The sequence below is a fragment of the Rathayibacter sp. AY1B5 genome (assembly GCF_002932795.1).
Classification (GTDB): domain Bacteria; phylum Actinomycetota; class Actinomycetes; order Actinomycetales; family Microbacteriaceae; genus Rathayibacter.
In genome coordinates this window covers 31206-50552 of record NZ_PSWM01000031.1, presented here as the reverse complement: position 1 = coordinate 50552, position 19347 = coordinate 31206, and the positions used below count along the sequence as shown (strand labels likewise).

The following is a 19347-nucleotide window of genomic DNA, read 5'->3' as shown; positions in this document are numbered from 1 at the left end:
GGCACGCGGCCATCCTGGCACGGGTGGTCGCGCCGCATGCCGGAACGGCACGGATCCTCGCGGCGCACCCCGGGGCGGCGGAGCATCGTCCCATGACCTCCACCGACGCCCCCACCGGCCCGACCGTCCCCGCCCCCGCCGACGTCCTGATCCTCGGCGCCTCCTTCGCCGGCCTCGCCGCCGCCACCGCCCTCGGCCGCAGTCTCCGCGACGTCCTCGTCGTCGACGGCGGACCTCCGCGCAACGCCCCCTCGCCCGGCGCCCACAACGTGCTGACCCGCGACGGCGTCCCTCCGACGGAGCTGGTGCGCCTGGCGCGCGCCGAGGCCGAGGGCTACGGGGCCCGGGTCGTCGCGGGCGAGGCCGTCCATGCCTCCGCAGGACCCGAGGGGGTGACCGCGACCCTCGCCGACGGCACGGTCCTCCGCGCCCGCCGCCTCCTGCTCGCGACCGGCGTCCGCGACCTGCTGCCGGAGATCCCCGGGCTCCACGCCCGCTGGGGACGGGACGTCCTGCACTGCCCCTACTGCCACGGCTTCGAGGTGCGCGGCCGGCGGATCGGCGTGCTCGGCAGCTCGTTCGCCGGGCACCAGGCGCAGATGTTCCGGCAGCTCAGCGACCGGACGTCGATCCTGCTCCACGGCGCACCCGCGCCCGCCGGCGACGAGGCGGCGGCGCTGGCCGCCCGCGGGATCGCGCTCGTGCCGGGCCGCGTCGAGAGGGTCCTCGTCGAGGACGACCGCCTGGTCGGCGTCGTGATCGACGGTCGACGGCACGAGCTCGACGCGCTCGTCGTCGGCCCGCGGGTCGAGGCGCGGCTCCCCGAGGGGCTCGGCCTCGAGCTCGCCGACCACCCGTCGGGCGTCGCGCGGCACCTCGCCGTCGATCCGATGGGCCGGACCGGCGTCGCCGGGGTCTTCGCCGCGGGCTCTCTGGTCGAGCCGATGGCGCAGGTCGTCGCCTCGTCCGCCGACGGCCTGCGCGTGGGCGCGGCGATCAACTACGACCTGATCGAGGAGGAGATCGCCGACGCGCTGCGGGCCGCCTGACGCGCGCTCAGCGGCGGCGGTACTCCAGTTCCGGGCGGCCGGGGGAGCCGTAGCGGGGCGCGCGGTCCGCGACTCCGGAGTCGGCGAGGTGCTCGAGGTAGCGGCGGGCCGTCACCCGCGAGATGTCGAGGCGGGTGGCGAGCTCGGCCGCAGAGAGGCCGACCGGGCCCAGCAGCGCGGTGACGGCCTCGAGGGTCCGAGCCGAGAGCCCCTTGGCCAGACCCGGCGCGTTGGAGGTGCGCAGCGCCGCGAAGGCCCCGTCCACCTCGTGCTGGCTGGCGACGTCGGCGCCGTGCATCCGCTCGCGGTACGACCGGTAGCTGGCGAGCTTGGCGGCGAACGCGCTGAAGACGAACGGCTTGATCAGGTACTGCACGATCCCGGCGGCGACGGAGGCGCGCACGTTCGCGGCGTCGCGGACCGCGGTGATCGCGATGACGTCGACGTCCAGGCCCGCCGCCCGGACGGCCCGGCAGAGGTCGAGGCCGCCCATGTCCGGCAGGTTCATGTCGAGCAGGATCAGCGCGATGCCCGGGTCCGTGCGCAGCGCCCGGATCGCCTCCGCCCCGCTGCCGGCGACCGCGGCCACCTCGAAGCCGTCGACCCGCCGGACGTAGTCGGCATGGGCGCTCGCCGTCAGCGGCTCGTCCTCGACGACGAGCACCCGGATCACGACGCCACCCGCGCGGGCAGCGGCAGCTGCACCGTGAACACCGCACCGACGTGGCGCGAGACCTCGATCGTGCCGCCGAGCCGTTCCACCACCTGCTGCACCAGCGCCAGGCCGATGCCGCGGCCGAAGCCGTCCGACTCCTTCGTCGAGTAGCCGCGCGCGAACACGTCGGCGGCGCCGGCGACTCCGGGGCCGCTGTCCGACACCTGCACCACCAGCTCGCCCTCCGCGAGGCCGAGGTAGACCTCCACCCACGGCTCGCGCTCCGGAGCGGAGGAGGCGGCCGCGTCGAGGGCGTTGTCGATCAGGTTGCCCAGCACCGTCACCAGGTCACCGGGCTCCAGGCCCTGCGTGCCGGGCTCGAGGTGCGTCTCGAAGTGCAGCTCCACTCCGCGCTCGCGGGCCTGCGCGGCCTTGCCCAGCAGCAGAGCGGCGATCACCGGCTCCTGCACGGAGCCGAGGACGCGGTCGGCCAGGCGCTGGCTGAGGTTCAGCTCCCCGGCGGCGAACGCGAGCGCCTCGTCGGGCCGGCCGAGCTCGATCAGCGACGCGATGGTGTGCAGGCGGTTCGAGAACTCGTGGGTCTGCGAGCGCAGCGCGTCCGAGAGGGTGCGCAGCGACTCCAGCTCGCCGCTCACCCGCTGCAGCTCGGTGCGGTCGCGGAGCGTGACGACCGTGCCCAGGGGGCGGGCGCCGGGGGAGGCGGCGGGCCGCTCGTTGACCACGAGGATCCGCTCGCGGGCCACGACCAGGCGGTCCGAGACGGGCTCGTCGTCCTGCAGCAGCTCGCGCAGGGCGCCGGGGAGGTCGAGCTCCGCGACCGGCACCGGCGTCCGCACGTCCTCGAGCCCGAGCAGCTCCAGCGCGTGGTCGTTGGCGAGCACCAGCCGACCGCGGTCGTCGACCAGCAGCAGCCCCTCCCGCACCGAGTGCAGGACCGACTCGTAGTAGGCGAAGACCTGGCTCATCTGCTCGGGGCCCCGTCCGCCGGTGACTCGCCGCAGGTAGCGGGCGAGGAGCCACGAGCCGAGCGCGCCGAGCGCGACCGCCCCGCCCGCGCCCCAGGCGACGACCTGCACGCGGGCGGCGAAGGAGGCGTCCACGGCCGAGAGCGTCACGCCCGCCGACACGAGCGCGACGACCGCGCCGTCGGCGTCCTCGATCGGCGCGACGGCGCGGACGGAGGGACCGAGCGTGCCGGTGTACGTCTCGGTGAAGGTCCGCCCCTCCAGCGCCGGCTCGATCGTGCCCTGGAACGGCAGGCCGATCTGGTCGCGGTCGCGGTGGGTGTACCGGGTGCGGTCGGGAGCCATGATCGTGAGGAAGTCGACGGCGGTGTCCCGCATGACCTCCTCGGCGTACGGCTGCAGGCTCGCCGAGGGATCCGCGCCGGCCGCCGACTCGAGGACGAAGGGGTTGTCGGCCACCGTCCGCGCCACGACGAGGCTCCGCTGGGCCGCCTCGTCGCCCGCCCGGCTCCGCGCGTCGAGGGCCAGCACCGCGACGGCCGCCACGGTGATCAGCAGGATGCTGAGCAGCTGCACGGCGAACAGGCGCGCGGCGATGCTGCCGCGCGGTCCGCGTGCGCTCGGCGTCCTGACCATGCCACTCCCTCGTGGGCGAGCGCTCGGGGCGCCCCGCCGTGAACAGTATGAACGCAACCGTGCCGGGCTCCGGAGGCGGGGCCACCATCGTCCTACCCCCTCACCTCGACGAAGAGAAGGACACCCCCATGGCGAAGACGCCTCAGACGCCGTCCGACCGGCTGATCCCCGCGGTCACCCCTCCGAAGACCCGGCGGCGCATCGACCGGAACCACTGGCTCTACATCGCCGTCATCATCGCGGTGGTCGCCGGCGTCGTGGTCGGACTCGTCGCTCCCGCCTTCGCGGCGACGCTGGAGCCCGTCGGCAAGGCCTTCGTCGGACTGATCAAGATGATGATCGCGCCGATCATCTTCTGCACCATCGTCATCGGCATCGGCTCCATCGCGAAGGCCGCCACGGTCGGCAAGGTCGGCGGACTCGCGCTGGGCTACTTCATCGTGATGTCGACCTTCGCCCTGGCGATCGGCCTCGTCGTCGGCAACATCCTCCACCCGGGCGAGGGCCTCGACATCTCGAGCGCCACCTACGACACCAGCGACCTCAAGGCCGAGAGCACCAGCGACTTCGTCCTCGGGATCATCCCCGTCTCGCTGTTCTCCTCGCTCGTGGACGGCAGCATCCTGCAGACCCTCTTCGTCGCCCTGCTCGTCGGCTTCGCGCTGCAGAAGATGGGCGCCAAGGGCCAGCCGATCCTCGGAGCGATCAAGCAGCTCCAGGTCCTGGTCTTCCGCATCCTCTCGATGGTGCTCTGGGTCGCCCCGATCGGCGCGTTCGGCGCCATCGCCGCGGTCGTCGGCAAGACCGGCTGGGGCGCCGTCGTCGCTCTCGCCACCCTGATGATCGGCTTCTACATCACCTGCGCGATCTTCGTGATCGTCGTCCTCGGACTGCTGCTGCGACTCGTGACCGGCGTCAGCATCTTCTCGCTGATGAAGTACCTGGCCCGCGAGTACCTGCTCATCGTCGGCACCTCCTCCTCGGAGGCGGCGCTGCCCCGCCTGATCGCGAAGATGGAGCACCTGGGCGTCTCCAAGCCCGTCGTCGGCATCACGGTGCCCACCGGCTACTCCTTCAACCTCGACGGCACGGCGATCTACCTCACGATGGCGTCGCTGTTCATCGCCTCGGCCACCGGCGCGCCGATGTCCGTCCCGGAGCAGATCGGCCTCCTCCTCTTCATGATGATCGCCTCGAAGGGCGCCGCGGGCGTCACCGGAGCGGGCCTGGCCACGCTGGCCGGTGGCCTGCAGTCCTTCCGCCCCGACCTGGTCAACGGCGTCGGCGTGATCGTCGGCATCGACCGCTTCATGTCCGAGGCCCGCGCGGTCACCAACTTCACCGGCAACGCGGTCGCCACCCTGCTCGTGGGCACCTGGACCAAGCAGATCGACATGGTGCAGGTCCGCGAGGTCCTCGGCGGACGCTCGCCCTTCGACGAGACCACGCTCGGAGCGGACGAGCACGACGCCCCCGCCTCGGGCACCTCGATCACCGAGGGGATCGCCTCGATCCAGGACTCGGACGAGGCGTCGCGGATGCGCGCGGAGATCGCGGCCAAGCGCTAGCCGATCCGATCGCGAAGGCCCCGCCCCCCGGAACCGGTCCGGGAGGCGGGGCCTTCGACGTGCGCGGGTCAGTGCCTCCGCACCCCGAGCAGAGGCAGGGTCACCGAGCAGAGCGGCCCGATCAGCACCGCGAAGAGGAGGGTGCCGAGGCCGGCGTCGCCGCCGAGGGCCCAGCCGATGAGCAGGACCGTGAGCTCGACGCCGGAGCGCGCCACCCAGATCGGCAGCCCCGTGCGGGTGTGCAGGCCCAGCATCAGGCCGTCGCGCGGTCCCGGACCGAGGTGCGCGCCGATGTAGATCCCGCTCGCGACCGCCAGCAGCACCAGACCGCCGGCGAAGAGCAGGCCGCGCGCCCACCACTCCTCCGGCGTCGCCAGCACGCGCAGCCCGACGTCGATCATCGTGCCGACCACGAGCACGTTCAGCACGGTGCCGAGGCCGGGCCGCTGCCGGAGGGGGATCCACAGCAGCAGGACGAGCAGGCCGATCACGTTCGTGAGCAGTCCGATCCCGAGGCCGGTCTGGTGCGCGACCCCCTGGGCGAAGACGGTCCACGGGTCGACCCCGATCGCCGCGCGGATCATCATCGCGTCGGCGAAACCGTAGAGAACGAGGCCGACCAGCAGGCGCGGCACGGGTCGGAGGCGCCACTGGCTCGCCGGGGGAGCGGCGGCCGGGGCAGGAGCGGTGATCGTCATGGACACATCACAGCGCGACATTGGCCTTCTTCGCGCGGTCCAATCCGGCTACCTTGGACGCATGGCTGATGTCCACTTCGGCGCGCGCGCCCTGCAGACCCTCCTCGGCGACTGGCGCGAGCAGCGCGGCACCCGTCCCGCCTACCTCGCGCTGGCCGACCGGATCCGCCTCCTCGGGATCGACGGCCGCATCCCCGCGGGCAGCCGCCTGCCCGCCGAGCGCGAGCTCTCGGCCCGCCTCGGCGTCAGCCGTACGACCGTGGCCGCCGCCTACCGCGAGCTGCGCGACAGCGGCTACCTCGTCAGCGTGCGCGGCTCCGGCAGCGTCACCCGTCTGCCCGGAGCGGCCGTGCACGCGGTGCCCTCGCTCGCGCCGGACTTCCTCGACTTCACCAAGGCGGCCCTGCCCGCCGTCCCCGAGCTGGCGGAGGCGTACACTCGCGCGGCGCAGGCGGCGCCCGAGCACTTCGACTCCGGCTCCTACGACACGGTCGGCCTGCCGGTGCTGCGCCGCGCGATCGCCGAGCGCTACACCGTGCGGGGCCTGCGCACCGAGCCCGGCCAGATCATGGTGACCATCGGCGCGCAGCACGCGATCGCGCTCGTGGCCCGCACCCTGCTCGCGCGGGGCGACCGGGCGCTGATCGAGGCCCCGACCTACCCGCACGCCTACGAGGCCCTCCGGCTGGCCGGCGCGCGGCTCGTGCCGGTGAACGTCGACGGAGCGGACGGCTGGGACGGGGAGGGCCTGATCGCCGCGCTGCGCGGGACGAGCCCGAGCCTGGCCTACCTGATGCCCGACTTCCACAACCCGACCGGCCGCTCCATGGCCCCCGAGCTGCGGGAGCGGGCGATCAGCGCCGCTGCCCGGCAGGGCACGCTGATCATCGCCGACGAGACGACGGCCGAGCTCGACATCGACCGGCGGATGAGCCCGCTGCCGTTCGCCGCCTACGGACCCGAGGGGACGGTGCTCTCGATCGGCTCCGTCGGCAAGACGCTGTGGGGCGGCATCCGGATCGGCTGGATCCGCGCCGAGCGGGCGGTGATCCGCAAGCTGGCACTGGCGCGCTCGGCGAGCGACCTCGGCACGCCGATCCTGGAGCAGCTCCTGGTCGCGGACATGCTCGACCGGATGGACGGCGTGCTGGAGCTGCGGCGCTCGCAGCTGCGCGCGGGCCGCGACCACCTCGAGGCGGCCCTGGCGCGCGCGATCCCGGAGTGGAGCGTGCCGCGGGTCTCGGGCGGCCTCTCCACCTGGGTGGGCCTGGGCCGGCCGGCGAGCTCGCAGCTGGCGCTCGCCGCCCGGACGGCGGGGCTGCTGATCACCGCGGGCCCGCGCTTCGGGATCGACGGCGCCTTCGAGCGCTTCCTCCGCATCCCGATCGGCTACTCGCCCGAGGCGACCGACCGGGCCGTGGAGGCGCTCGCGACGGCGTGGGCGCAGGTCGCCCGGCACCCGGCTGCCGACCCGGGGTACCTCGCCGACGTGGTCTGAGGTGGAGCGCCCGCCGGGCGTGTGAGATCGTTCTCTCATGAGCGACGGGTACGGCTACCTGCTGGTCCACTTCGTGGAGGACCGGATCGGCCACAGCGAGAAGATCTTCCTCTCGCTCAGCCGGGGCGACGATCCGCTGCGCTGGCGTGCGCTCGGGCCGGTGCTGGAGTGGACCGGCGGCACGGGCGGCGTCCGGGATCCCCACATCGTCCGCGGGCCGCGGGGCTTCCATCTCGTCGCCACCGATCTCCGCGTGTGGCGGCCCGAGGGCCCGGACTGGGACCTCTACCGGCACCGGGGCAGCCGCGACCTCGTGGTCTGGGACTCCTCGGACCTCCTGGAGTGGTCCGAGCCGCGCGCCGTCACCGTGGCACCCGAGGGCGCGGGCATGGCCTGGGCGCCGGAGTCGGTCTACGACCCGGTCTCGGGCGACTTCCTCGTGCACTGGTCCTCCGGCCTGGCCGAGGACGGCGATCCCACCACCGGCGAGACGGGCGACAGCCGCATCCTGCTCGCCCGCACGCGCGACTTCCGCACGTTCACCGAGCCCGAGACCTACCTGCGGCTGCCCGGCGGAGTGATCGACATGACGCTGCTGATCGAGGGCACGGCCGTCCACCGCTTCGCCAAGCAGCACGACGACGCCCCCGACACGATGCAGGTGTTCCAGCAGGTCGGCTCCTCCCTCCTCGCGGACGACTTCGCCACCGTCGCCCGGGGGATCGGGCAGGAGCTCGGCCCGAGCGTCGAGGGGCCGCTGGTCTTCCGGCACCACCGCGAGGAGCGCTGGTCGCTCTGGGTCGACCAGTACGCCGTCCGCCCCTACGGCTACCGCGCGTACACGAGCACCGACCCGGCCTCGGGCCGCTGGGAGCTCGCGGAGGAGTTCGACCTGCCCGAGGACACCAAGCACGGAGCGGTCCTCCCGCTCACCCGATCCGAGTACACGGCGCTCGACGAGCGCGACCCCGCCTGAGAGGCCCTTCATGACCGACTTCAGCCCCCGTCTCGCCGACGCCCTCGTCACCGTCCTCGGTGCCGACGGCGCTCCGCTCGCCCACGCCGACGTGACGATCGAGCAGCGCCGCCACGCCTTCGGCTTCGGCTGCACTCCTCCGAGCACCGACCCCGCGCGCGCCGAGGAGCGCCGGCTCTGGCTCGACCTGTTCGACACGGCGACCCTCCCCGTCTACTGGGGCCGCTTCGAGCCGGAGCGCGGCCGCACCGCGACGGAGGAGGTGCTCGCCGAGGCGCGCGCGCTCGCCGCGGACGGCGTCCGCCTGAAGGGGCACCCGCTGGTCTGGCACTACGTGAAGCCGGAGTGGCTCGACGCGCTGCCGCTGGACGAGGCCGAGGAGCTCCTCCGCGCGCGCATCCGCCGGGAGGTGGGCGCCTTCGCCGGGCTGATCGACACCTGGGACGCGATCAACGAGGTCGTGATCATGCCGCGCTTCGCGAACGAGCCGGACGGCGTGACGAACGCCGTCACCCGCCTCGCCCGGGAGAAGGGGCGCGTCGGCATGGTCGAGCTGGCCTTCTCGGAGGCGCGCAGCCTCGGCACCGGACCGGTGCTCGTGCTGAACGACTTCGACCTCGGGCCCGAGTACGAGCGGCTGATCGAGGACGTGCTCGAGGCCGGGATCCGGCCCGACGCGATCGGCCTCCAGTCGCACATGCACCAGGGGTTCCGCGGGGAGGAGCAGATCACGGCGATCTGCGACAGGTTCGCGCGCTTCGGCCTGCCGCTGCACTGGACCGAGACCACCCTCGTCTCGGGCGAGCTGATGCCCGCCGAGATCGAGGACCTCAACGACCACGTGGTCGAGGACTGGCCGACCACTCCGGAGGGGGAGGCGCGGCAGGCGGACGAGATGGTGCGGCACTACGAGACGCTGGTCGCGCATCCGGCGGTCGAGGCGATCACCTACTGGGGCTTCGACGACGCCGGCGCCTGGCTCGGAGCGCCGGGCGGGTTCCTCCGCCGCGACGGGAGCCCGAAGCCGGCCTACGAGGCGCTGCGCTCGCGGATCCGCGGTCAGTGGTGGCTCGAGCCGACGGTGCTGCGGACGGACGCCGAGGGGCGCGTCGGCGTCCGGGCCTTCGCCGGGGACTTCGCGCTCTCGAGCGCGGGGGCGGGCGCTGGGGTGAGCCTGCCCGTCGGGTCCTCGACGGCGGAGGTCCGCCTGGGCTGAGGGCGCCCGGGGCCGACCGGCGGCGCGGGTCGCTCGTCGCCGTCCGGAACGCCGCGTCCCTCCGAACACTCAGTCGGCTGATGGAAGACTCGGGGGGTGCATCTCCTCGCGGTCCTCAGCATGAAGAACCGGGCGCTCATCGCGCTCGTCACCGTCGTCATAGCCGTCTTCGGCGGAGTCGCCCTGACCGGGCTCAAGCAGGAGCTCGCGCCGTCGATCTCCTTCCCGCAGCTCGCCGTCGTGACGTCCTACCCGGGCGCCGCTCCGGAGGTGGTCAACGACGACGTCTCGACGCCGATCGAGACCGCCATCCAGGGGGTGCCGGGGCTCGAGACGACCAGCGCGACGTCCTCCACGGACTCCTCCCTCATCTCGGCGTCCTTCACCTACGGCACCGACCTCGCCACCGCCGAGCAGAAGATCCTGCAGGCGATCAACCGGATCACGAGCACGCTGCCGGACGGCGTCGACCCGCAGGTGGTCACCGGCTCCCTCGACGACCTGCCGGTGCTGCAGCTCGCCGTGTCGAGCGACGGCGACGCGGACGCGCTGGCCGAGCGCCTGCGCACCACGGTCATCCCGGACCTGGAGAAGGTCGAGGGCGTGCGCGAGGCGGCGCTCGTCGGCGAGACCGCCCAGCGCGTCACGATCACCCCGGACGCCGCGGCGCTCGCCGCAGCCGGCCTCTCGACCGGCGACATCCGCTCGGCCCTGCAGCAGAACGGCGTGCTCGTCGCAGGCGGCCAGATCACCCAGGACGGGTCGACCTTCTCGGTGCAGTCGGGCGTCAAGCTCGACTCCACCGACGCGATCGCGGCGCTGCCGCTGCTGCCGTCCGCGAGTTCCTCCGCGGGTGCGGGCGCTTCCGGCGGCGCGGGTGCCTCCGCGGGCGCCGGTGCGTCCGCGGGCGCCGGTGCATCCGCGGGCGGCTCCGAGGCCGGCGCGGCGGCGGGAGGCGCAGGAGCGGTCGTGACCGCCGAGCCGACCGTCACCACCCTCGGCTCCGTCGCGACGGTCGCCGTCACCGACGCCCCCGTCACCTCGATCTCGCGCGTCAACGGCCAGCCCGCCCTGACCCTCTCGATCACCAAGCTCCCGGCCGCGAACACCGTCGACGTGTCGACCGGCGTGACCGCGCTGCTCCCGGACCTCGAGGAGTCGATCGGCGACAACGCCGCCTTCACCTCGGTCTTCGACCAGGCGCCCTACATCCAGGAGTCGATCGCGTCGCTCGCGCAGGAGGGCGCGCTCGGCCTCGTCTTCGCCGTGCTGGTGATCCTGCTGTTCCTGCTCTCGGTGCGCTCGACCCTGGTCACGGCCATCTCGATCCCGACCTCGGTGCTGATCACCTTCATCGGCCTGCAGACGGCCGGCTACACCCTCAACATCCTGACCCTCGGTGCGCTCACCATCGCGATCGGCCGTGTGGTCGACGACTCCATCGTCGTGATCGAGAACATCAAGCGGCACCTCGACGCCGGCGAGGACCGGGCCCGGACCATCGCGGTCGCCGTCCGCGAGGTCGCCGGCGCGATCACCGCCTCCACGATCACCACGGTCGCGGTGTTCCTGCCGATCTCGTTCGTGGGCGGCACCACGGGCGAGCTGTTCCGGCCCTTCGCGCTGACCGTGTCGATCGCCCTGCTCGCCTCCCTCGTGGTGGCTCTGACGATCGTGCCGGTGCTGGCCTACTGGTTCCTCCGCCCCTCGAAGCGGCCGGCGGTGCGCCAGGCCGCGCAGGCGGCGCTCGCGGAGGAGCGCGCGGCGGCCGGAGGGGCACCCGGCTCGGGCGTCCCGGCCGACACCCGCGTCCCGACCGACACCGCCGCGCCGGTCGAGGAGGCCCCGCACCACGGCGCCCACGCCGCTCCCCGCCGGGCGCGCGGGCTGCAGTCGGTCTACGGCCCGATCATCCACTGGACCCTGAAGCACTCGGTCGTCACCGTCCTCCTGGCGCTGCTCGTGCTCGTCGGGACCGGTGCGCTGTATCCGCTGATGAAGACGAACTTCCTCGGCTCCAGCGGCCAGGACACCTTCACCGTCACCCAGACCGTCCCCGTCGGCCAGAGCCTCGATGCGCAGGACGCGACGGCGCAGCAGGCGAGCACGGCCATCCTCGGCGTCGGCGGCGTCGAGACCGTCCAGCTCACGGTCGGCTCCTCCGGCGGGCTGCAGAGCGCCTTCGGCGGAGGAGGCGGAGGCGGCAGCTCGATCCGCTACTCCGTCACCACCGACGAGTCGGCCGACCAGGAGGCCGTGCAGGCGGACGTCCGCGACGCGCTGTCGGGCGTGGCCTCGGCCGAGGACATCAGCGTCGCCGCCTCCTCCGGCTTCGGCGCCTCCTCGGACATCGAGGTCGACCTCTCGACCGCGTCGCAGAGCGACCTCCAGAGCGCGAGCGACCAGCTCCTCGAGGCCCTGCGCGGGACCGACGGGATCAGCCAGGCCGAGAGCAACCTCTCCTCCTCGCTGCCCTACATCGCGGTGCGGGTCGACCGCGACGCCGCGGCCCGGGCGGGTCTCAGCGAGGTCGCCGTGGGCACGATCGTCAGCCAGGCGCTCCAGCCCAGCCAGGTCGGCAGCGTCGTGATCGACGACCGCACCCTCTCGATCTACCTCGCCGACGGGCAGCCGCCGGCCACGGTGGACGAGCTGCGGAACCTCGAGGTGCCGACCCTCACCGGCACCGTCGCGCTCTCCACCCTCGCGGCGGTCGAGCAGACGGACGGCCCGGCGAGCATCACCACCGAGCGCGGCCAGCGCACCGCGACCCTCACCGTCACCCCGGAGGGCGACGACCTCGCCTCGGCGAACGTCGCCGTGCAGAACGCGATCGACGCGACGCCGCTCCCGGCCGGTGTCGACGCCTCCCTCGGCGGAGTGACCGCCGACCAGGCCGACGCGTTCTCGCAGCTGGGCATCGCGCTGCTGGTCGCGATCCTGATCGTCTACGTCGTGATGGTGGCGACGTTCCGCTCGCTCCTGCAGCCGCTGCTCCTGCTGGTGTCGGTGCCGTTCGCGGCGACCGGCGCGATCCTCCTGCAGGTGGTCACCGGCGTGCCGCTGGGCGTGCCGTCCCTGATCGGCGTGCTGATGCTGATCGGCATCGTCGTCACGAACGCGATCGTGCTCGTGGACCTGGTGAACCAGTACCGCGACCGCGGGATGCCGGTGCGGGAGGCGCTGCTGCACGGCACCGAGCGGCGGCTCCGGCCCATCCTGATGACCGCGCTCGCGACGATCTTCGCCCTGCTGCCGATGGCGCTCGGGATCACGGGCCACGGCGGCTTCATCTCGCAGCCGCTGGCGATCGTCGTGATCGGCGGCCTGGTGTCCTCGACGGTGCTGACCCTCGTGGTCCTGCCCGTCGTCTACAACCTGGTCGAGGGGTATCGTGAGCGGCGGCGTGCCGCCCGCGCCGGGAAGGCGTCGGCATGACGGACATCAGGGATGCGGCCGAGACGGTCGGCTCGCGCTGGCGAAGCGGACCGGAGCGCGCCACCGCGGTCCTCGACGAGATCGGTCCGGAGCGCTTCGTCGCCCGCGACTTCGGCCCGGGCACGCTCCGGCACCTCGTCCTGATCCGCTTCCGCCCGACGGCGCTGGTCGCCGAGGCGGACGAGGTCACCCGCCGCTTCCTCGCCCTGGCCGACGAGTGCGTGCGCGACGGACGGCCCTACATCGAGTCGATCGAGACCGGGCCGCAGCTGAGCATCGAGGGCGCGGGCGAGGGCTTCGACCGCGCGTTCCTGCTGACCTTCTCGTCCGAGGGCGACCTGCACTACTACCTGGGCCGGCCGGCCGTCGAGGATCCCGCGCACTGGGACCCGGCGCACGACGCGTTCAAGGAGTTCGTCGGGCCGTTCGTCGACACGGCCGGCATCGTCGCCTTCGACTTCCGGCCCGAAGCGCACTGATGGCGACTCCCGAGTTCGTGCTGCGGCTGCGCGAGCGGATCGGGACCGAGCTGCTCTGGCTCACGGGTGTGACCGCGGTGATCCTCCGCGAGGAGCCGGTGCTCGAGGTCCTGCTCGTCCGGCGCGCCGACACCGGCGCCTGGACGGCCGTCACCGGGATCATCGACCCGGGCGAGACCGTCGCCGGCACCGCCCGCCGCGAGGCGCAGGAGGAGGCGGGCGTCGAGATCGAGGTCGAGCGCCTCGTGCAGGTGCACACCCTCCCGCCGATGCAGTACCCCAACGGGGACCGCTCGCAGTACCTCGACCACGTCGTCCGCTGCCGCTGGATCTCGGGAGACGCCCACGTCGCGGACGACGAGTCGACCGAGGTCGGCTGGTTCGCGCCCGACGCGCTCCCGCCGATGTCGGACGAGCACCGCGCCCGGATCGAGCGGGCGCTGTCGGACGAGCCGGGCTGCTCGATCGACTGACGGCGGGGGTGCGCGCCGGACGAGGGCGGGGCCTCCTCCCGGGAGCGGCACTCGGATCGGGGTGGGCGCTGCTCAGACCGGTCGCGCGAAGCAGAGCACCGCGTCGTCGCCGACGTGGGCTCCGAATCCGTCGATCGCCGTGAAGCCGAGCGCGTCGGCCGCAGGGGCGAGCGCCGGAGCGGCGGCCAGGCGGAGCGTGCGGATCCGCTGCACGCGCGCCCACGACTCCGCCGCCGCGACGAGCCGTCGGGCGACTCCCGTGCGCCGGTGGACGGAGGCGACGACGAGCTCCAGCACCTCGGCGAAGTCGTCCGGGCCGGGAGCGAGCACCAGCACTCCGGCCGCCGCTCCGTCGATCCGGGCGACCAGGACACGGGCGTTCGGGGGCGGGACCGCGGCGAGGAGGCCCTCCGCTCCGGCTGCGTCCTCGAGGCGGACGACGACTCCGCTCACGAGTCGAGGCGGGCGCGGAGGAACTCGACGACCCGCGCCCGCAGCGCGTCGTCGAGCAGCGCGATCGAATGCAGCGAGCCGGGGAGGACGAGGAGGTCGACGCTCGCTCCCGCTCCGCGCAGCGCCTCGGCGAAGCGGGTCGACTGGCTGAGCGCGACCCGCTCGTGCGCCGCGTGGGCGATGAGGAACGGCGGCTCGGAGCCGTCCACCTGCGCGAGGGGCGAGGCGGCGGTCGCGGCCGGGCAGGAGGCGAGGTCCGCGCAGTCGAGGTAAGTGCGCACGGCGGCCGCGACTCCGACCACCGGGTCGTCGTCGGCGAGGCCGGCGGCGCTGAGGTCGGAGGGGCCGCTCAGGTCGACCACGGCGGCCAGGCGCGACGAGGTCGCCGGCAGCGTGCCGAGCAACGAGGCGAGAGTGCCGCCGGCCGAGCCGCCGAACGCCGCCACCCGCTCCGGATCGATGCCGAAGCGCGCGGTCTGCTCCGGCTCGAGCAGCCAGTCGAGAGCGGCCGTCACGTCGTCGAGCTGCGCGGGGAACACGGCGGCGGGTGCGAGGCGGTAGTCGACCGAGACGGCGACGAACCCCTCCGATCCCAGCCACTGGCAGATCGGACGCCAGTTCGCGTCGGCCTTGCCTCCGCGGGCCCAGCTGCCGCCGTGCACGACGAGGACGGCGGGCCGCGGCTGCGCCGACGGGGCGGGGGAGGAGCAGACGTCGACGCTCTGCCCGGTGCTCTCGTCGTAGACGACGTCGGCCGTCACATCCACGCCGGACCAGTCGGGACCGGGTGCCGCTCCCAGCGCCTGCGCCACCGGCTCCGACACGGGAGTCGTACTCGCGCAGCCCGTGAGGAGCAGTACGAGGGCGGCCAGGACCGCGGCGACGCGTCGCGGGGATCGGGTGGGCTCGCGCATGAGTGCGATCAGCGTACGGGGTGCCCGGCGCCCCGCAGGCGGCACCCCCGCGATCAGGGGGTGCGGGGCTCGCGCTGCAGCCGGACCAGGACGACCCCCGCGAGGATCAGCGCGCCGCCGCCGAACTGGATCGGCGCGGGCAGCTCCCCGAGGATCAGCCACGCGGCCGCGATCGAGAACAGCACTTCCGTCAGTCCGACGAAGGAGGCGATCCGCGTGCCGAGACGGCGTCCGCCCTCGATCCCGAGCAGATACGCCAGCACCGTCGACATGCCGAGGATCACGCCCGCGGGGAGCAGCCAGCTGACCTCCGCTCCGACGAACACCACCTCGCCGAACGTCGCGCGCAGCGGCGTGACACCGAGCGCCCCGAGGGCCAGCAGGATCGCGGCGCCGACCGTCATCGCCCCCGCCGTGAGCGCGATCGGCGGCAGCTCCGGATCCACGCGGCCGGCGATGACGTAGTAGACGCACAGGCCGAGCGAGGCGGTCAGCGCCCAGGCGATGCCGACCAGCTCGGGCGCGGACTCGCCGGACAGGTCGAGCACGAGCACCAGGCCGCCGAGCGCGAGAGCGGAGCCGGCGAGGGTGGAGCGGCCGGGGTGCCGGCGGGTGCGGGCCCAGGCGAAGAGGACGAGGAACACCGGCGCGAGGTACTCGATCAGCAGGGCGACGCCGACCGACATGTGCTCGATCGCGCTGTAGAAGCAGAGCTGCGCGGCGATCACGGCGAACACCCCGTAGAGGGCGATCGTGCCGAGGTTGCGGCGGAGCACGGGCCAGCGGCCGCGGAGGGAGAGGACCGCCGGGATCGCGAGGATCAGGGCCGCGCCGCCCGCCCGCCAGAGGACCGCGGACGCCGGCGTCCAGCCCGCCTCCAGGAGCGGCTTCACGAACGGCCCGCCCAGACCGAACGCCGCCGACGCGGCCAGCGCTGCGACCAGGCCGGAGCCGAGGCGCCGTGCAGGCGCGGGCGCGCTCGCGGCGGGGAGGGTGACGGCGGCGGTGCTCTCGGCGGTCATGGCCGGCTCCTTCAGGAGTCAAAAGGATTACACTCGTGACAGCGAGCTGATCGCACACTACTGAGCCGCACTGTCAGGAGTCAACATGGTGTTCGCCTATGACGTCGAGGCGTCGCTGACCTCCACCGCCACCCTCGTCAACACGCTCCCCGAGCTCTCGCCGTCCGGCGAGGACGAGATGGCGACGATCGAGCAGCTGGACGACTTCCTCCTCGAGAACAGGTACACGGGCAGCCGCGACGGATCGGCCGAGGAGCTGGAGGCCGTGCGGGCGATCCGCTCCTCCCTCCGCACCCTCTGGCTCACGCGGGCCGAGGAGGACCTCGTCCCCGTCGTCAACGGGATGCTCGACTCCGGCCGCGCCCTCCCGCAGCTGGTGCGGCACGGACCCTACGGCTGGCACCTCCACGCGACGCGCGACGAGAGCCCGCTCGCCACCCGCGTCCTGGTCGAGGCCGCCATGGCGTTCGTCGACGTGATCCGCGGCGACGAGCGCGAGCGGATCCGCGTCTGCGCGGCGGAGGACTGCGAGGCGGTGCTCGTGGACTTCTCGCGCAACCGCTCGAAGCGCTACTGCGACACGGGCAACTGCGGGAACCGCGCGAACGTGGCCGCATACCGGGCTCGGCGGGCGTCGCAGTGACGGGCGGGGCGGCGTGACGGGCGCGGCGGTGGGCGGCACGCCCTAGCCAGGCTCCCGGGCCGCGTGTAGACTCGCTCGGTCGGCTCTTGACACCGCGCGTTCTCGTGCGGATGGGTTTGTTAGTCAAGTGGGCCGAGTCTCCGACAGTCGTCGTGAGACGAATCACATGTGTGAATCGGCCCCGGTCAACGACTCGCCCGGGTTCTCCCCCTGCTGCCCTGCAGCAGTCCAGCGCACGGACGCCCCACACGACGGGGCTCCTCCGGCGTCGCCTCCTCGCGCACGACCTGAACCCAGGAAGAACTGCCATGCCCAAGAACAAGAAGCCCGCCGGCGGACGTCCGGCCAAGAACTTCGAGCCCAACCGCTTCGGTGCCTCGAGCGGCAAGTCGCAGCTCGGCGGCCGCTCGCGCTTCCCGGGCGCCAAGCCCGGCTCCCGCAGCGAGGGCCACCGCGGCTTCCGCGCCGTCGACGAGAACGCCCCCAAGAAGGCCCGCTGGAACGCCGACGAGCGCGCTGAGCGGGCCACCGAGCGCGCCGATCGCCCCGCCCGCGGGAACGACCGCGACGAGAGGCCCTCGCGCGGATACGACCGCGATGCGCGTCCGGCCCGTTCGAACGACCGCGATGAGCGTCCGGCCCGCGGATACGACCGCGATGCGCGTCCGGCCCGCTCGAACGATCGCGACGACCGTCCGGCGCGCTCCTTCGACCGGGGCGACCGTCCGGCGCGCTCCTTCGACCGGGGCGACCGTCCGGCGCGCTCCTTCGACCGGGGCGACCGTCCGGCGCGCTCCTTCGACCGCGATGCGCGTCCGGCCCGTTCGAACGACCGCGATGACCGTCCGGCCCGTTCGAACGACCGCGACGAGCGTCCGGCCCGTTCCTACGGGCGCGACGAGCGACCGGCGCGTTCCTTCGACCGCGATGCGCGTCCGGCCCGTTCGAACGACCGCGACGAGCGTCCGGCCCGTTCCTACGGGCGCGACGAGCGTCCGGCGCGTTCCTTCGACCGGAGCGACCGTCCGGCGCGTTCCTTCGACCGCGATGCGCGTCCGGCCCGTTCGAACGACCGTGACGACCGTCCGGCCCGTTCCTACGGGCGCGACGACCGGCCCGCCCGCACCGGCGAGCGCGACGAGCGCCCTTCGCGGGGCTACGACCGCAGCGAGCGTCCCGCCCGCTCGTTCGACCGCGGCGACCGCCCGGCCCGCTCCTTCGACCGGGACGCGCGTCCCTCGCGCGGCCACGACCGCGGCGACCGCCCGACCCGCTCGTTCGACCGCGACTCCCGGCCCTCGCGCCGCGACTCCGGCTCGGACTTCTACCCCAGCCGTGACGCCCGTGCGCCGCACCAGGCCGACGACGTCGTGCTCGAGCGCCTCGAGGCGACGGCCACGCTCGCCGTCGACGTCGAGGGCGTCACCTTCGGCGACCTCGGCCTGGGCGGGAACATCGTCCGGATGCTGACCGAGCTCGGAGCGGCCGCGCCGTTCCCGATCCAGGCCGCGACCATCCCCGAGGTGCTCGCCGGCAAGGACGTCCTCGGACGCGGCAAGACCGGCTCCGGCAAGACGATCGCCTTCGGCGCCCCCGTCGTCGAGCGCCTGATGGAGAACAACGGAGCCAAGGGCCGGAAGCCCGGCCGCGCTCCGCGTGCGCTCATCCTCGCGCCGACCCGCGAGCTCGCCATGCAGATCGACCGGACGATCCAGCCGATCGCCCGCTCCGTCGGCCTGTTCACGACGACCATCTACGGCGGCGTCCCCCAGTACAAGCAGGTCGGAGCCCTCCAGCGCGGAGTCGACATCGTCATCGCGACGCCGGGCCGGCTCGAGGACCTCGTCGAGCAGGGCCGCCTCGACCTCTCGAACATCACCATCACCGTGCTCGACGAGGCCGACCACATGTGCGACCTCGGCTTCCTCGAGCCGGTGCAGCGCATCCTCCGCCAGACCGCCGACGGCGGCCAGCGCCTGCTGTTCTCGGCCACGCTCGACAAGGGCGTCGCGACGCTCGTCGACGAGTTCCTTGTCGAGCCGAGCGTCCACGAGGTCGCCGGCGAGGACCAGGCGTCCTCGACCATCGACCACCGCGTGCTCCTGATCGAGCACCGCGACAAGGCCGAGATCATCGAGCAGCTCGCCGCCCGCCAGGGCAAGACGCTGATCTTCGCCCGGACCCGCGCGTTCGCGGAGCAGCTCGCGGAGCAGCTCGACCACGCGGACATCCCCGCGACGAGCCTCCACGGCGACCTCAACCAGTCGCGCCGCACCCGCAACCTCGCGCTGCTCACCAGCGGACGCGTCGACGTGCTGGTCGCGACCGACGTGGCCGCGCGCGGCATCCACGTCGACGACATCGACCTGGTGATCCAGGCCGACGCTCCCGACGAGTACAAGACGTACCTCCACCGCTCCGGCCGCACCGGCCGCGCGGGCAAGACGGGCACGGTCGTGACGCTCATCACGCGCAACCGCCGCCGCCGCATGGAGGAGCTGCTCGACCGGGCCGAGATCGAGGCCGAGATGATCGAGGCCCGCCCCGGCGACAGCGTCCTGCGCGAGATCAGCACGCCGGCCGAGTAGCGCGGCCCGCACGACGAGAGGCGCGGACCCCCGTATCGGGGTCCGCGCCTCTTTC

Annotated in this window: 16 protein-coding genes; 10 read left to right on the top strand and 6 right to left on the bottom strand. The window is 73.6% G+C overall.

Annotated elements, in window-relative coordinates:
* The first annotated feature begins 92 nt into the window (after nt 1-92).
* Nucleotides 93-1049 carry an NAD(P)/FAD-dependent oxidoreductase gene (locus C5D44_RS15910; protein ID WP_104282230.1) on the top strand — a complete coding sequence of 319 codons (957 nt, stop codon included), beginning with the start codon at nt 93-95 and terminating at the stop codon, nt 1047-1049.
* Between the two features lie 7 nt (nt 1050-1056).
* Here the strand turns inward: C5D44_RS15910 and C5D44_RS15905 are convergent, their stop codons facing one another.
* Nucleotides 1057-1722: a response regulator gene (locus C5D44_RS15905; RefSeq protein ID WP_104282229.1), complete on the bottom strand. Its 666-nt coding sequence runs from the start codon at nt 1720-1722 to the stop codon at nt 1057-1059.
* Nucleotides 1719-3326 (bottom strand): sensor histidine kinase, encoded by a 1608-nt coding sequence (locus C5D44_RS15900; RefSeq protein ID WP_104282228.1) that lies wholly within the window; start codon nt 3324-3326, stop codon nt 1719-1721. The genes C5D44_RS15905 and C5D44_RS15900 overlap by 4 nt, the downstream gene beginning before the upstream one ends.
* A gap of 128 nt (nt 3327-3454) precedes the next feature.
* Between C5D44_RS15900 and C5D44_RS15895 the strand changes: the two genes are divergently transcribed.
* Nucleotides 3455-4894, top strand: a complete 1440-nt coding sequence (locus C5D44_RS15895) for a cation:dicarboxylate symporter family transporter (protein WP_104276840.1) — start codon at nt 3455-3457, stop codon at nt 4892-4894.
* Nucleotides 4895-4962: 68 nt separating this feature from the next.
* On the opposite strand, the gene C5D44_RS15890 is transcribed toward C5D44_RS15895, so the two are convergent.
* Nucleotides 4963-5592, bottom strand: coding sequence for a YitT family protein (locus tag C5D44_RS15890; protein WP_374954082.1), 630 nt, complete (start codon nt 5590-5592; stop codon nt 4963-4965).
* Between the two features lie 61 nt (nt 5593-5653).
* On the opposite strand from C5D44_RS15890, the gene C5D44_RS15885 reads away from it, so the two are divergent.
* From C5D44_RS15885 to C5D44_RS15860, 6 genes are all read left to right on the top strand, one after another.
* On the top strand, nt 5654-7090 hold the full coding sequence (locus C5D44_RS15885) for a PLP-dependent aminotransferase family protein (RefSeq protein ID WP_104282227.1): 1437 nt from the start codon (nt 5654-5656) through the stop codon (nt 7088-7090).
* A 37-nt stretch (nt 7091-7127) separates the two neighbouring features.
* The gene (locus C5D44_RS15880; RefSeq protein WP_104276842.1) at nt 7128-8066 is read left to right on the top strand and encodes a glycoside hydrolase family 43 protein; all 939 of its coding nucleotides are present in this window, start codon (nt 7128-7130) and stop codon (nt 8064-8066) included.
* A 10-nt stretch (nt 8067-8076) separates the two neighbouring features.
* The gene (locus C5D44_RS15875) at nt 8077-9282 is read left to right on the top strand and encodes an endo-1,4-beta-xylanase (protein WP_104282226.1); all 1206 of its coding nucleotides are present in this window, start codon (nt 8077-8079) and stop codon (nt 9280-9282) included.
* Nucleotides 9283-9378: 96 nt separating this feature from the next.
* Nucleotides 9379-12720 (top strand): efflux RND transporter permease subunit, encoded by a 3342-nt coding sequence (locus tag C5D44_RS15870; protein WP_104282225.1) that lies wholly within the window; start codon nt 9379-9381, stop codon nt 12718-12720.
* Nucleotides 12717-13199, top strand: a complete 483-nt coding sequence (locus tag C5D44_RS15865) for a Dabb family protein (protein WP_104282224.1) — start codon at nt 12717-12719, stop codon at nt 13197-13199. The genes C5D44_RS15870 and C5D44_RS15865 overlap by 4 nt, the downstream gene beginning before the upstream one ends.
* On the top strand, nt 13199-13672 hold the full coding sequence (locus C5D44_RS15860) for an NUDIX domain-containing protein (protein WP_104282223.1): 474 nt from the start codon (nt 13199-13201) through the stop codon (nt 13670-13672). Before C5D44_RS15865 ends, C5D44_RS15860 begins: the two co-directional genes overlap by 1 nt.
* Nucleotides 13673-13744: 72 nt before the next feature.
* Here the strand turns inward: C5D44_RS15860 and C5D44_RS15855 are convergent, their stop codons facing one another.
* The 3 genes from C5D44_RS15855 to C5D44_RS15845 are packed head-to-tail and all read right to left on the bottom strand — an operon-like array spanning nt 13745 to nt 16061.
* Nucleotides 13745-14125 (bottom strand): GNAT family N-acetyltransferase, encoded by a 381-nt coding sequence (locus C5D44_RS15855; RefSeq protein WP_104276846.1) that lies wholly within the window; start codon nt 14123-14125, stop codon nt 13745-13747.
* Nucleotides 14122-15039 carry an alpha/beta hydrolase gene (locus C5D44_RS15850; RefSeq protein WP_104282222.1) on the bottom strand — a complete coding sequence of 306 codons (918 nt, stop codon included), beginning with the start codon at nt 15037-15039 and terminating at the stop codon, nt 14122-14124. Before C5D44_RS15850 ends, C5D44_RS15855 begins: the two co-directional genes overlap by 4 nt.
* 53 nt (nt 15040-15092) lie before the next feature.
* Nucleotides 15093-16061, bottom strand: coding sequence for a DMT family transporter (locus tag C5D44_RS15845; RefSeq protein WP_104276848.1), 969 nt, complete (start codon nt 16059-16061; stop codon nt 15093-15095).
* Between the two features lie 85 nt (nt 16062-16146).
* Here C5D44_RS15845 and C5D44_RS15840 point away from each other — a divergent pair, with 85 nt between their 5' ends.
* Nucleotides 16147-16704 carry a CGNR zinc finger domain-containing protein gene (locus C5D44_RS15840; RefSeq protein WP_104276849.1) on the top strand — a complete coding sequence of 186 codons (558 nt, stop codon included), beginning with the start codon at nt 16147-16149 and terminating at the stop codon, nt 16702-16704.
* 308 nt (nt 16705-17012) lie between these two features.
* The gene (locus C5D44_RS15835) at nt 17013-19292 is read left to right on the top strand and encodes a DEAD/DEAH box helicase (protein ID WP_104282221.1); all 2280 of its coding nucleotides are present in this window, start codon (nt 17013-17015) and stop codon (nt 19290-19292) included.
* Nucleotides 19293-19347 lie beyond the last annotated feature (55 nt).